Source organism: Xylanibacter rodentium, from assembly GCF_013166575.1.
In the GTDB taxonomy this organism is placed as follows: Bacteria; Bacteroidota; Bacteroidia; order Bacteroidales; family Bacteroidaceae; genus Prevotella; species Prevotella rodentium.
The window spans coordinates 21,224-34,967 of the sequence record NZ_JABKKE010000023.1 but is presented as its reverse complement, the minus strand read 5'-3'; the positions used below and the strand labels follow the sequence as shown (position 1 = coordinate 34,967).

The window sequence follows — 13,744 nt, the reverse complement described above, 5'->3', positions numbered from 1 at the left end:
GAGTTCTTCCAGAGAGAGTTCTTCCAGAGAGAGTTCTTCCAGAGAGAGTTCTTCCAGAGAGAGTTCTTCCAGAGAGAGTTCTTCCAAAGAGAGTTCATTCAGGGCGCGTTCTTCCAGGGCGCGTTCTGTCCGTACGATAATGTAGTTTAATTTTGTTGACTAACTTAAGTAATATAACTTATATTGATGAGTAATATAACTTATATTGCAAAGTAATATAACTTATTTTACTTTTCAATACGAATTATTTTGTTTTATTGTAAAGCCGGTTCGGTCTTGTATGAAAATGGGTTATGTGCAACCATTCCTCCCTGTGTATGGAGGTATAATGCTAATCGTTTTTGGTGCATATCAGAAGAACGTGGCTCTTGTCGGGCATTGTAGTGGCAAATATATACTTGTCGCCGCCTTCCTTCATCTTGAGCCTGTGTCTCAATTCGGCTACGGTCAATGGAAAGTTGCGGGTGGTGATGTTGGCCTTGTCTATTCCTCCAAGCGTTTTTCTCAGTTCTTTCTTGTTCATGGTTGTTATGCCCGTTACGGAGAACTTACGGCCCGGGAAGTTGTTCACGGGGCTGTCGGACACAAAGAGGTGGCTGCTCTTGTCTATCTGCCGTACATGGTAGCGTTGTTCAATGATGTCGAAGCATCCGGCTTTCATAATCGAGGCATTTGGTTCGTAAAGATAGAGCGGGGTTGAGAAAACGAGGTCTTTGACTGGTTTTACGGGTGTTTTTACATCACTTTCACTCATGTCTGTACCACATCCCGCCGCTGTAACCTCAACTACTGTGCTGTCGTTGACGCAGAATAACCGTGGACGTGATTTGTTGACGTATTTGTCTTCGTCTGTCTTTTCACCATAGCGTGAAGCAACGATGAGCAACTCCTTGCACTCGTTGCCTGTCGATATGATATGTATCTCGCGCACTTCGGGGCCGAAATCTTCGGCTGCTTTGTGCCAGTCGAGCATCGGCGATAGTTTTATCATTATGTAGTCGGCTTTGTCGAGCAGCAACTCTTTCAAGGCTGTCACTTCAGGAGTGCAGTCGCTGATGGCAAAGGTGCGTCCGCCGTGCGCGTCGCGGCGTGCCGGGTCGGCCATTATCAGGTCTGCGTGCATGCCGGTGTTGCAGCGCAGCCACTCCTCACAGTCACCGCATACCACCTCGGCCGTGTCGATTCCGAGCCTTTGGAAATTCTCTTCGGCAATGTCGCACAGATGTTGTTGGCGCTCTATGTATACGGACCGGCCGAACAGTCGGGCTATGAATGAAAAGTCGACACCGAATCCGCCAGTAATGTCGACAAAGACAGTGTCTCTGTTGGCTTTTTCCGTGTTGCTCCCGGTATCGGCAGACTTCATTTTTTCGGCCACAAGCCGTCGGGCCACGGCAGCCTTATATACAGCCGTGGTTTCGCTCGAACACTGTTCCATCGAGATGTGAGGAGGATATATTATTCCGTCGGTCGAGGCCCATGTGGGGAGTTTGCGGCGTGCCGCCTGTCGGCCGGCTATCTGGTTGAGGGCAAAAGGCATGTCCACACCGGTGTATCCGGCACTGCATAAAGCCAGATGCCGGACATCGTCGTCACGATGGGCGGCTATGAAGTCGGCCGTCTGTCGGTCCATCATTGTCATCTTATCACTTTGAAATATTTCCTTGCCTGTTCACGTGTTCTCAGATTGAAGTGCCACCATTCTGTGCGCAGTGGTTTCCATCCGGCCCACCGCATTACCTCACGCAGCAACCGGCGGTTGTCATATGCCTCACGCGAGAGTTTGCCTTGCTTCAGCAGTTCGTCTTCGCGGTCGATGTGCGACAACCTGGTCATGTTGTCCACCTTCACGCCCATCGGTATGGTGTCGCCGTTGAGACGGCATAGTGTAAGGTCTACGGCCAGGCCATAGTTGTGCAGTCCTCCGCCGTTCTTCGGGTTGCTCACGTAGAAGCTGTGTCCGGTGTTCTTCACCTCATCCCACATCTTCTGCTGTATCGACATCGGGCGTGCCGCGTCATACACTTTCAGGCTGAGGTCGGGGCGCAACTGTTTCAGCCGTGCCTGTGCCTTCTTAAGCGCTTCGGCCGCCAGCGGATGCAGATAAGCCTCGCGCAGGTCGTCGTAGAGTATGCGGCCCGTGAAGTTGTCCGCGCGGGCGTACATCAGACTTACTTTTATCGTGGGGTCAACTTTTGCTATGTCTACAAACCCTTGTGCCGCCATTTTGCGGGCTGTCGGATTTGGCTGTTTTTGGGTTGTGGCGGTGTTCTTGCTCTTTGTTACGCTTGTATGTCTTTGCGTGAATCTGCTGTCTGTTATGCCGTTCTGTGCCATGACCGTGGGCGATGTCATTACGAGCAGCAGCATTGTCAGTAGCAATGTATGTCTTGTTCTGTACATTATTATGAGGTATAGGTATGTTTCGTTTGGTGGGATTCTCATGTCGGGATGTGAGAGACAGATAAACTGACTTTGATATCTGATGCAAATGTACAACAAAAACACGAGTTATACACCGATATCCGGTGTAAATGTATAAGTTAGTCAACAAAATTACATATTATAACTAAGTTAGTCAACAGAATTAAACTACATTATCGTACGGACAGAACGCGCCCTGGAAGAACGCGCCTTGAATGAACTCTCTCTGGAAGAACGCGCCCCGCAGGGGCAACAAGCACATAGCCCGGGGCAGAGCGTAGCGGCGCCCCGGGATTCAAACATCGCCAATACCCGCGCCCTGCAAGGGCAAAAGCATAAAACATATGGACATAGAAATTGTAATTATCTGATTACTAATGCTTTTGCCCTTTCAGGGCGAATATATGCAATTGGATATAAATCCCGGGGTGCCGCTACGCTCTGCCCCGGGCTATGTGCTTGTTGCCCCTGCGGGGCGCGTTCTTCCAGAGAGAGTTCATTCAGGGCGAGTTCATTCAGGGCGAGTTCATCCAAGGCGCGTTCATCCAAAGCGCGTTCATCCGATGTCCGGACGATTATGTAGTTTAATTCTGTTGTCTAACTTAACTTAAGAAATGCGAGTCGTGCACCGGTATAATAAAGAGAATGTTTTTCTTCATTGCAAGTGTTGTAAGAGAGCCTGCAATATTGTTCGGCTTGGGTTTCGGTCGTTCAGCCTTTGCCGGACAATAAAAAAGGCCGCTCCAAAGCAAAAGGAGCGGCTTCTCTACGTTAGTATGTTATGAAAAATTTGAGAGAATTGAAACTTCACAGTTTCGTTGTTGTTTTACTAAACATGATTATTGATTTATCAGAGAAAGCATAGAAATGTTCATATCTTTGTATTTAGCGTGTCCGGTGTTGTCATTCTTTGATGGTGCCGGTGCGTTCGCTGAATGTTTTTGTCAGGTGACTGATAAAATCGTTGTCAATATCGCCCGTAAGATTGACTATTACAGTGTTTCCTTTTACGGTGTCGGTATGCAGCATTATCAGTTCCACTGTGTCTCCGTTCTTTGTCTTGCGGGTGTAGAATGTGCCGTGATGATTTCCGTTTCGGTAGTCTTTGTCTCGGCTGAACCGTTGCCGGTTCTTTTTCAACAGTTCCTCGGCCATATGAAAGTATTCGTTTCCGTTGGTGCTTGCTGTTACTATACGTGCGCTTTTGAGTTTCTGTATGGCTTGTGCAATGTTTTCGTTGTGGTTGGCACCGGCCTGTTTGGTGAGTTTCTCCATCATCTTGGGGCTGACGGTTATACATTGTACGGCCGTATCTTCATTGCATTGCTGCATGAACTTCGAGGCAAAGTCCTGTCCGGCTTGTGCGAAGCACATTGTCACATGCATCGTTATTGTTATGAGCAGACTTGTTATCTTTTTCATTCTGTCATTGTTGAGTCGAATACATCGTGTGTCGTTACGGTTATGGCAGAGTCTGTCTGCTGTACCTGACTGAATCCTTCCGATACAAGTTCAAGCGCGTTGTGCACTTTGTCGTATGCCATTTCCGGATCGTTGAACGTGTCTTTATATCCGGCGTAGTTGATGTCTTCACTTGTTGCACTGTTGTCTTTGAAAGACAATTGTGCGGCGTTGCCCAACGTTATTATTATCGCTACGATGGCGGCAGCTTTGAACAGGGGCTTCATTCTGTGTCTCATCGTTATGGTGCGGGCTTTTACTGTTGGGGTTGTGCCGGCATTGTCCCTGTCTTCTATCATTGACAGAATTCTGGCATCAAAGTTGTCGTCCAGGACTTCCGTACGTATCATCTCTTCACGGCATGCGAAGAGTTCGCGGTATTGGCGGAGTGCGGCGGGTATGTCCTTCTGGCTGAAGAAAGCCTGAAGGATGCGTTCCTCCTCAAGTGAGGTCTCGCACTTCCAATAGCGCTCCAATAGCTGTTCAATATACTTATAGTCCATAGTTCTCTGTTTCTATGTATTTTTGTTTTATGGCTTGACGTGCGCGGAAGATGTTCACTTTTACCTGCTCTTCACTGATGTCGAGTATCGTTGCTATTTCTTTGTAGCTTTTGTTTTCGAAGTCTCTCAACTGCATCACACTCCGTTGTTTTTCGGGCAGATGGTCTATGATGCTGCGTATCAGTTTTATACGGTCTTTCATCATCGTCTGTTCCTCTGGATTGGATGAGTATGAGTGATCGGCCGGCATTTCGTTTGGGGTATCGTCTATCGACATATTCCGGCTGTTCATGGCTTTTGAACGGTCCAATGCCATGTTGCGGCATATCGTCAGGCAAAAAGCCTCAATGGAGTTGATGTCGTTCCAATTGTCGCGCCGGTTCCACACCTTTATCATTGTTTCCTGCACAATATCCTCGGCCTCCGCTTTATTGAGAGTAATGCGGAGGGCGAGCCGGAAGAGTTCATTCTTCAGCGGCAGCACATCGTTCCGAAAACTGATTTTTTTCATCCTCTCTATTAGTTAAGACGATTGGGAAAGGAAAAAGTTACAGGATGGGGATATTTTTTTAGGAGTTAAAGGAGTTAAGGGGAGTTATCACTCCCTGCGGTCGCTCAGGAGTTAAAGACAATAGCTTCCAAGAAATTATTGGCTCGAATACTTTATGTTGCTATTGTCTTTAACTCCTAAAAAAATTAACTCCTAAAAGAAAAAAACTTCCCAATATTAGACAATCAAGGTGCCGTGTCGGCCGTCGATGGCTGTGGCTTTGGTGATTATTACACGGCTTACTCCGGCTTCCACAGCGGCCAGCGCATTCTCTATCTTCGGCAGCATGCCGCCGCTGACAGTGCCGTCGGCTTTTAGCTTGGCAAACGATTCGCGAGTGATGACGGGTATCAGACTGTCGTTGTCGTCAGGATCGGCCATTACTCCCGGTTTTTCGAAACTGTATATCAGTGTAACGTCGTAGAACGCGGCGAGGGCTTTGGCTGTTTCCGATGCCATCGTGTCGGCGTTGGTGTTGAGGATGCAGCCTTGTCCGTCGTGTGTCAGCGGAGCCACTACCGGTGTCACATCTGTTTCTATCAACCGCATGAGGGCTTTCCCGTCAGCCTTTTCCACATCTCCGACGAATCCGAAGTCGATGCCGTCTTTCAATGGCCGTTTACGGCTGCGTATGATGTTCATGTCTGCTCCAGTCAGACCGATGGCATTTATTCCTGAGGCTTGCAGGCGTGCCACGATGTTCTTGTTGACGAGTCCGCCATATACCATGGTGACTACCTCGAGCATGTCGCGGTCTGTGATACGCCGGCCGTCTATCATCTTGCTTTCTATACCGAGACGCGCGGCCGTTTGTGTGGCACGGCGTCCTCCTCCGTGTACAAGAACCTTGCGTCCTTCAATGGCGCTGAAGTCGCGGAGCAGCTGTGACAGCTGTGCATCGTCCTCGACCACTGCGCCGCCCACTTTTACTACTGTCAGCGGGGCTTTAGGCGGGATATTGTTGGTATTCATAATCTTGATGTTGTATTATAACCTATGCTCCCGGCACCTCCCCTTTTGGGAGGCTGTGAGGGGCCGCATTCTTTACTCCAAGTAAGTGTATCCGTAAAGCCCGGAACGGTAGTTGCTAAGGAACTCTTTGCCCTCTTCGAGGGTTATCTTGCCCTGCTTGACGCTTTTGGTAACCCATACTTCGAGCTGCCGTACGAGTTTCTTAGGGTCGTACTGTACGTAGTCGAGAACCTCGGCCACGGTCTCGCCGTCTATAATCTGGTCTATGTGATAGTGTCCGTCTTGTACGCTGATATGAACGGCGGTGGTGTCGCCGAACAGATTGTGCATGTCGCCGAGAATTTCCTGATATGCACCGACGAGGAATACGCCTAAATAGTAAGTCTCGTTGCGGCGTAGCGAATGCACAGGCAGCACGTGCGAGTTGTTGCGGTTGGTGACGAAGTTGGCTATCTTGCCGTCGCTGTCGCATGTGATGTCCTGAAGTGTCGCATTGCGTGTGGGGCGTTCCGTAAGGCGCTGTATCGGCATGATAGGGAACAGCTGGTCGATAGCCCATGAGTCTGGCAGCGACTGGAAGAGTGAGAAATTGCAGAAATATTTGTCGGCCAACAGTTTGTCAAGGTTGATAAGTTCCTCGGGCGTGTGTTTGAGATGCTTTGCCAGTATATTTATTTCATGGCACACACTCCAGTACATGCTTTCAATCTCGGCACGTGTCTTCAGGTCGACTATGCCGTGGCAGAACAGGTCGAGGGATTCTTCACGTATCTGTTCCGCGTCGTGCCAGTCCTCGAGCATGGTGCGCGGGTTCAGGTTGTCCCATATCTCGTAAAGGTCTTTCACGAGTTGATGACTGTTCTCGTCAGGCTCGTATTCCTCGGCCATTTCCGGCAACGATGCCGTTTCGAGTACGTCGATTACGAATACCGAGTGATGGGCCGTGAGCGAGCGTCCGCTTTCGGTTATGATGTTGGGGTGGGGCAGTCCGTTTTTGTTGGCTGCGTCCACAAAGGTGTATATACAGTCGTTCACATATTCCTGTATGGAATAGTTGACCGAACTCTCGCTGCTCGGTGAGCGCGTGCCGTCGTAGTCCACGCCAAGTCCGCCGCCACAGTCAACAAAGTCGACTTTGTAGCCCATTTTGTGTAGCTGTGTGTAGAACTGCGACGCTTCTCTCAATGCAGCCTGTATGCGCCGTATCTTTGTTATTTGGCTTCCGATGTGGAAATGAATCAGCCGCAGACAGTCGCGCATGCCTTTCTTGTCGAGCATGTCGAGCGCTTCGAGCAACTCGCTGCTGGTAAGTCCGAACTTGCTTGCGTCGCCTCCGCTTTCTTCCCATTTGCCGCTGCCCGACGCTGCCAGTTTGATGCGTATTCCGAGATTGGGCTTCACGTTCAGTTTCTTTGCCTCGCGTGCTATGATTTCGAGTTCGTTCAGTTTCTCCACTACTATGAAGATGCGTTTTCCCATCTTGTGTGCCAACAGTGCCAATTCGATATAGTTCTGGTCCTTGTATCCGTTGCACACTATTATGGAGTCGCTCTGACATTGCACTGCTATCACGGCGTGCAATTCGGGTTTCGAGCCTGCCTCGAGGCCGAGATTGAATTTGCGTCCGTGAGAGATAATCTCTTCCACCACGGGTTGCATCTGGTTCACCTTTATAGGGTAGATTATGAAGTTCTCGCCCTTGTAGTCATATTCTTTGGCTGCCTTTTTGAAGCAGCTGCTTGTCTTTTCGATGCGATTGTCCAAAATATCGGGAAACCGCAGAAGTACAGGGCTTGTGACATCGCGCAGCGCCAATTCGTCCATCACCTCGCGCAGGTCTATCTGCGAATCGTCTTTGCTGGGTGTGACGTAGACATTGCCGTTGTCGTTGATGCCAAAGTAGGAGGTGCCCCACCCGTTGATGTTGTAGAGCTCCTTCGAGTCTTCGATAGTCCACTTTTTCATTTCTCTTTCTTTTCTTTCTTTTTTAGTTTGTTTCTCGGCTTTCGTTTTTTATATCCCTACAAGCTCTCTCAGCTTGGATACAGATATCTTAATTTTCTCATAATTGTCCATCAGGCTCACGTCGAGCTGGTAGCGGGCCTTTTCGTAGAACGGTGTTCGACGGCTGAGCTGTTCGTTGATGAATGTCAGCAGTTCATCGGACGACTTACCTTTCAGCAGCGGGCGTTCTGTCTTGCCCATTTTCAGATGCTTGCACAGAACCTCCGGCTCGGCTTTCAGATACACTACTTGTCCCTGGCCGTTCATGTAGTCGATGTTGTCGAAGAAGCATGGTGTGCCGCCTCCGCAACTTATCACCACGTCTTCAAATTCGGCGACCTCGTGCAGCATGTCGTGTTCTATTTTGCGGAAACCTTCTTCGCCTGTCTCGGCGAATATCTGGGGTACTGTCTTGTGGCGGCGGCTTTCTATGTACCAGTCGAGGTCGTAGAATTGCAGCCCCAACTCTTTGGCCAAAGCCTTGCCAACGGTAGTCTTTCCGGCTCCCATGTAGCCTATTATTATTATTCTTTTCATACTGTCACGATTTGTCAGTCCCGATGGTTTCCGGGTAACATGCTATTTTTTCTTTGTAGGTCCGGCTTTTATTATGTTCATGCATTCTTCCAGTGTCAGCTCTGCTGCGCGTTCGTGCATGTTCTTTGGCAGGCGGAAATTTTTTCCGTCGTATGCCAGATAAGGACCGTAGCGTCCGTTGAGTACTTCAAGTTTGGGCTCTTCGGTAAAAGCCTTTATGTGACGTTGCTGCTCTTGTTTGCGCTTGTCGATGATCAGATTTACAGCAGTTTCGAGTGTTATGGTCATAGGGTCTTCTGTTTTGGGCAGCGACACATATTTCTTGTTGTGCAGAACATAGGGACCGAAGCGTCCGGTGCCTATGGTCACCTTCATACCTTCATATTCGCCGATTTCACGCGGCAGACGGAACAGTTCCAAAGCCTCTTCCAGTGTGATGCTCTCCATGCTTTTGTCCGACGGTAATTGGGCAAATCGCGGTTTCTCATTTTCGTCGGCCGATCCTATCTGTATCACAGGGCCGAAACGTCCTATCTTCACGAATACGGGGCGTCCGCTGTCCGGGTCGGTACCCAACAAGCGTTCTCCAGCCTTATGTTCAGAGCGTGTGTTCATTGTTTTTTCCACGATAGGCTCGAAGTCGTTGTAGAAATCTTTCATCATCGTTGTCCATTTCTCTCCACCTTCGGCTATTTCGTCAAACTTTTGCTCGACTTTGGCTGTGAAGTTGTAGTCCATTATGCCGGGGAAATATTGCATAAGGAAATCGTTGACTACGATTCCAATGTCCGTTGGCAACAGTTTCCCTTTGTCGCTACCGGCCATTTCCGTGCGTGTCTTTTGGGTTACGGTCTTGCCTTTCAATATGTTTACGGTGTATGTGCGCTCTTCGCCATTGCGGTCGCCTTTGTGTACGTATTCGCGTTGTTGTATGGTACTGATGGTGGGAGCGTAGGTTGACGGGCGCCCGATGCCCAGTTCTTCGAGTTTGTGTACCAGACTGGCTTCGGTATACCGCGACGGCCCCTGGCTGAATCTTTCTGTTGCTGTGATTTCGCGGCGTGTCAGTTCCTGTCCCTTGTGCATGGCCGGTAGCAGGTGGTGAGACATGGTGTCGTCTGATTGCCGGTCGTCATCACCGTCAGATTCTCGGTATACTTTCAGAAAACCGTCAAATTTCACTACTTCGCCCGTAGCAATGAACTGATGGCCGGTCGGTACCGAAGTCTGCTCTATGCCTATCACGACCGTTGTCTTTTCTATTTCGGCATCGGTCATCTGGCTGGCGGCCGTGCGCTTCCATATCAAGTCGTAGAGGCGCTTCTCCTGTGCCGTACCTTCTATTTCGGTAGCGTCCATATATGTAGGGCGTATGGCCTCATGGGCTTCCTGAGCACCCTTGGAATGTGTCTGATACTGTCGTGGGCGGCTGTATCGTTCGCCCCATAGCCTGGTTATTTCTTCTTTGCTGGCATTGATACAGAGAGACGACAGGTTGACCGAGTCTGTACGCATGTATGTGATTCGTCCGTTCTCGTAAAGATGCTGTGCCACCATCATGGTCTGGCTCACGGTGAAGCCCAGCTTGCGGGCGGCCTCCTGTTGCAGTGTCGATGTGGTGAATGGAGGTGCGGGTGTGCGCTTTAGGGGCTTTTGGGTTATGGATTCGATGGCGAATGTGGCGTCCTTGCACTGTTCGAGGAAATTCTCCACTTCGGTGTGTGTTTTGAAGCGTGTGCCCAGTTCTGCTTTGACTTCGGTGGCTGAGCCGTCCGGGTTGGTGATGGCGAAGATGCCGTTCACCCGATAGTAAGTCTCGCTTTTGAATGCCTGTATCTCGCGTTCGCGTTCCACTATCAGTCTTACGGCCACACTCTGCACCCGGCCTGCAGAGAGGGCGGGTTTCACTTTGCGCCATAATACTGGGGAGAGCTTGAACCCTACAAGGCGGTCAAGCACACGGCGTGCCTGCTGCGCGTTGACGAGGTCCATATTAAGACGGCGCGGGTGGCTGATAGCCTCAAGTATGGCGGGTTTTGTTATTTCGTGGAATACTATGCGGTTGGTTTTCTTTTCGTCCAGTCCCAACACCTCGCACAAATGCCAGGATATGGCTTCTCCCTCGCGGTCCTCATCGGATGCCAGCCATACCGTCTCGGCTTTCTTTGCGTTGCTTTTAAGTTCTTTCACCAGTTTTTCCTTTTCCTCGGGTATCTCGTAGTCAGGTTCCAGTGAGTCTATATTGATGCTCAGTTCTTTCTTTTTCAGGTCGCGTATATGACCATAGCTTGACATTACTTTAAAGTCGTCGCCTAAAAATTTCTCTATAGTCTTTGCCTTTGCAGGGGACTCGACTATAACCAGATTCTTTTGCATAATCGTTAAATAACAGTTGTTTGGGGTGCAAAAATAAGCAAAAACTTTTCTTCCACATTATATAATAAGAAATTTTTCTGCTTTTTTAATGTTTTAGACTTTATTTGGAAGTTATAGGGGTTATAGTTCTTTTTGGTCAATAATTGGTTTAATCCTATCACGGTGTAAGAGCCTTGCTTTTATCAGGATGTTTAATTGACAGATGATGTATTATGGCACGTCAGGGTTTCAATGTCGGTGCCCGTTTCTGTAAGTGTCGAGAAACCGGCGCAGGGCATGGCGTATTGAACGCAGGCCGAATTGTTCGGTGTGTATATCGTCCAAGGGCAGCCAAAAGCATTCGGCGGCATCGTCGGCGGCCTGAGGCTCGGCCCCTTCGGGCACGGTGCATCGGAAGAACATGTCGAGTGTGTGTATCTCCAGTCCGGAGTACAGATAGACGTTCGGCAAGCTGAACAGGTATTCCGTGGATGTAACGTTGATGCCGGTCTCCTCCAATATCTCGCGGGCGATACCCTCCTCGGCCGTCTCGTCATTGTCGCAGAATCCTCCGGGCAGGTCGAGCATGCCTTTTGCCGGTTCCTTGCCGCGTCGTTCCACCAGCAATTCCTCACGGTCGTTGAGTATGAATGCCGCCGTAGCCGAACTCGGGTTCAGATAGTATGTGAATCCGCAGTTGTCACATTTCTTGCTCTTTTCGTTGTTTATGTCGAAATGCTTGCTTCCGCATTTCGGACAATATTTGAATTTCTCTAACGGATGTATGTCTATTGTCATATTCAATGATGTTATATAAAAGTTGCTTCTGCGTGCAATATTACGAAAAAAAATCCGCTGCCACAACTCGCTGAACGTTTTTTTGGATAAGACAACAAATTTAATGAAGTTGTGTGCGTAATATGTATTTCGGAATTACAAAGTGGCGTAAAAAATCGCTGTAATGCCAACTTGACTGGTGTTTACAAGCTTTTTTATGCAAAATGCAATATTTATTTGTTGAATATAATACTTTTTGTCTATCTTTGCAGGGTAATTAAACATTTTTAATATGAACAGAATAAACAAGACAACCTTGCTGTTGTTTATAGCCATGGCTTTAGGCCGGGGTGTGACGGCAGCGCAGACCATGCTTGTGGTGAACGCTTCGACAGGTGACGGCCCGCAGGAGATCTCTCTTGATGATATCAGAAAGATTACCTTTGCGGGTGACGATATGACGGTCGGTCTGGCAAGTGTGACACAATCGGGTGTGTTCCGTATTCCGGATGTAAAGAGCATCAAGTTTAAGGATGACATGCTTGCTTCTATCGATGCGGCTAAATCTGATGATGATGCGACGTTGAGACTGATGTATGGAAGTGGTGTGCTTACAGTAGCCGGATTTGTGCCCGGCAGTACCGTTTCGGCAACGGTATTCGATGTCAGCGGCCGTAGTATGATTTCTGCCTCCCGTTGGGACGGAACACCTATCTCAGTGGCAGATTTGCCTGCCGGTGTATATATATTTAAGGTAAATAACAAAACAATTAAATTCACGAAATAATGAAAAGAATCTATACTCTGCTCATGCTTTGCATATTCAGCATGACACTTTTTGCACAGACCAATCCTAACAGACTTCTCGTACGTGAGACAACAGGAAATCTGAAAGGATATCTTGTAGAAAACATCGACAGCATTTTCTTTGACAAAGAAGAAGGCCGTGTGGCTGCCGATCTGGAGTTCTTGGGATACTCAACAGGCGAGACGGGAGATACCATTCGGCTGGCCGTAACACGTACCGAGAAATGTGTGGCCTATCGTATAATGGTAGTTCCCACAACAGTGGCTAATCGTCTCAATACCGATGCGGCCGTAGGCAGCTATCTGGAACAAAAGGCTCCTAATTTGTTTTACGACAACTTTACAAATGCCGAGATGACGGGTTTTGACGAGCCGTTCAAGGAAAATTCCGATTACACTATTTTTACGTCGGGATTAGACAAGTTCGGTATCAGTTGTAGTGCTTCGCGTGTCGATTTCCATACGCCAAAGACTCCGGTGACAGGAAATCCGCAGGTTGATTATACCATTGATGATGTAACATACAACACGGTGACAATAACGTTCCGTCCCAACGAGGATACCGGAGGCTACTCTTACTGCCTGTTCGATAAGGGTGAGCTTCAAGCTCAGTATGAGCAGTTCGGTGCTATGTTCGGATTCTCGAGTATCGGTGAGATGGTCAGAGCATGGGGTATAGCCTGTGAGAGTGAATATACGTATACTTACCCTGACCTTAAAGCCGGCAAGGAGTACGACTTGTTTGTACAGCCGTGGGATGTGAATGGCGTGAATGCAGACATGAGCCTTATACCGGTAATGACCAAGGCTTACGGCGGACCGGGACTTGCAGAGGTGGAAATCAGTATAGGTGACTTCAAGGCTAACGATGAAGGACGCACATATCAGCTTGTAACAATCACTCCCAACGAGAATGTGTCTTTATATCATGCCGCGGTTATGGAAAAAGACAAATATGAGCAGAACGGTGGCGATGCTACAATGCTCGAGTATTTGGTAAATGACAAGAATCCGGACAATCCTTGGGACCAGTATTGGGACATGTATGGAGTTGATAACAGCGGGTGGTATGTAGACCCGTCTAAGACATATATTGTGGCAGTTGCTGCAAAGAACATCAACAACGAGTGGGGACCGCTCGCAACCAAGGAGTTCACCACTCCCGGCGCTCCGAAGGCCGCTCCAGCCAAGGTTATGAGGAACGGTATGCAGCAGCGTATTGCCGGTGCGGCCAAAGATGGTGCGAAGCAGTTGGCCCTTCCTAAGATGGCAGTCAAGAAAACCGGTGATGGAATGAAGCTGATACAGAAGTAGGGTGTAGAGGCACAGACAGTCTGAAATAGAAATAAAACAG

Annotated in this window: 12 protein-coding genes; 2 read left to right on the top strand and 10 right to left on the bottom strand. The window is 48.7% G+C overall.

Features of this window, described 5'->3' with window-relative positions:
- Positions 1-331: 331 nt before the first annotated feature.
- The 10 genes from HPS55_RS11935 to HPS55_RS11890 all read right to left on the bottom strand — a co-directional run bounded on the left by HPS55_RS11935 (position 332) and on the right by HPS55_RS11890 (position 11,592).
- Positions 332-1,636, bottom strand: a complete 1,305-nt coding sequence (locus HPS55_RS11935) for a THUMP-like domain-containing protein (protein WP_172174785.1) — start codon at positions 1,634-1,636, stop codon at positions 332-334.
- Between the two features lie 2 nt (positions 1,637-1,638).
- Positions 1,639-2,403, bottom strand: coding sequence for a M15 family metallopeptidase (locus HPS55_RS11930; RefSeq protein WP_253947157.1), 765 nt, complete (start codon positions 2,401-2,403; stop codon positions 1,639-1,641).
- A gap of 924 nt (positions 2,404-3,327) precedes the next feature.
- Complete coding sequence (locus HPS55_RS11925) at positions 3,328-3,846, bottom strand: DUF4252 domain-containing protein (RefSeq protein WP_172174788.1); 519 nt, start codon at positions 3,844-3,846, stop codon at positions 3,328-3,330.
- A complete protein-coding gene (locus HPS55_RS11920; protein ID WP_172174791.1) occupies positions 3,843-4,388 on the bottom strand; it encodes a hypothetical protein in 546 nt (181 codons plus the stop codon). The genes HPS55_RS11925 and HPS55_RS11920 overlap by 4 nt, the downstream gene beginning before the upstream one ends.
- A complete protein-coding gene (locus HPS55_RS11915) occupies positions 4,378-4,899 on the bottom strand; it encodes an RNA polymerase sigma factor (protein ID WP_172174794.1) in 522 nt (173 codons plus the stop codon). The genes HPS55_RS11920 and HPS55_RS11915 overlap by 11 nt, the downstream gene beginning before the upstream one ends.
- A 216-nt stretch (positions 4,900-5,115) precedes the next feature.
- Positions 5,116-5,910: an acetylglutamate kinase gene (gene argB / locus HPS55_RS11910; RefSeq protein ID WP_172174796.1), complete on the bottom strand. Its 795-nt coding sequence runs from the start codon at positions 5,908-5,910 to the stop codon at positions 5,116-5,118.
- A gap of 72 nt (positions 5,911-5,982) precedes the next feature.
- The gene (gene speA / locus HPS55_RS11905; protein WP_172174799.1) at positions 5,983-7,875 is read right to left on the bottom strand and encodes a biosynthetic arginine decarboxylase; all 1,893 of its coding nucleotides are present in this window, start codon (positions 7,873-7,875) and stop codon (positions 5,983-5,985) included.
- Positions 7,876-7,923: 48 nt separating this feature from the next.
- A complete protein-coding gene (locus HPS55_RS11900) occupies positions 7,924-8,451 on the bottom strand; it encodes a shikimate kinase (protein WP_172174802.1) in 528 nt (175 codons plus the stop codon).
- Positions 8,452-8,493: 42 nt separating this feature from the next.
- Positions 8,494-10,827: a type I DNA topoisomerase gene (gene topA, locus HPS55_RS11895; RefSeq protein WP_172174804.1), complete on the bottom strand. Its 2,334-nt coding sequence runs from the start codon at positions 10,825-10,827 to the stop codon at positions 8,494-8,496.
- A gap of 228 nt (positions 10,828-11,055) precedes the next feature.
- Positions 11,056-11,592 (bottom strand): NUDIX hydrolase, encoded by a 537-nt coding sequence (locus HPS55_RS11890; RefSeq protein ID WP_172175127.1) that lies wholly within the window; start codon positions 11,590-11,592, stop codon positions 11,056-11,058.
- A gap of 283 nt (positions 11,593-11,875) precedes the next feature.
- On the opposite strand from HPS55_RS11890, the gene HPS55_RS11885 reads away from it, so the two are divergent.
- Both HPS55_RS11885 and HPS55_RS11880 read left to right on the top strand, forming a co-directional pair.
- On the top strand, positions 11,876-12,370 hold the full coding sequence (locus tag HPS55_RS11885; RefSeq protein ID WP_172174807.1) for a T9SS type A sorting domain-containing protein: 495 nt from the start codon (positions 11,876-11,878) through the stop codon (positions 12,368-12,370).
- Positions 12,370-13,704, top strand: a complete 1,335-nt coding sequence (locus HPS55_RS11880; RefSeq protein ID WP_172174810.1) for a hypothetical protein — start codon at positions 12,370-12,372, stop codon at positions 13,702-13,704. The genes HPS55_RS11885 and HPS55_RS11880 overlap by 1 nt, the downstream gene beginning before the upstream one ends.
- The last annotated feature ends 40 nt before the right edge of the window (positions 13,705-13,744 follow it).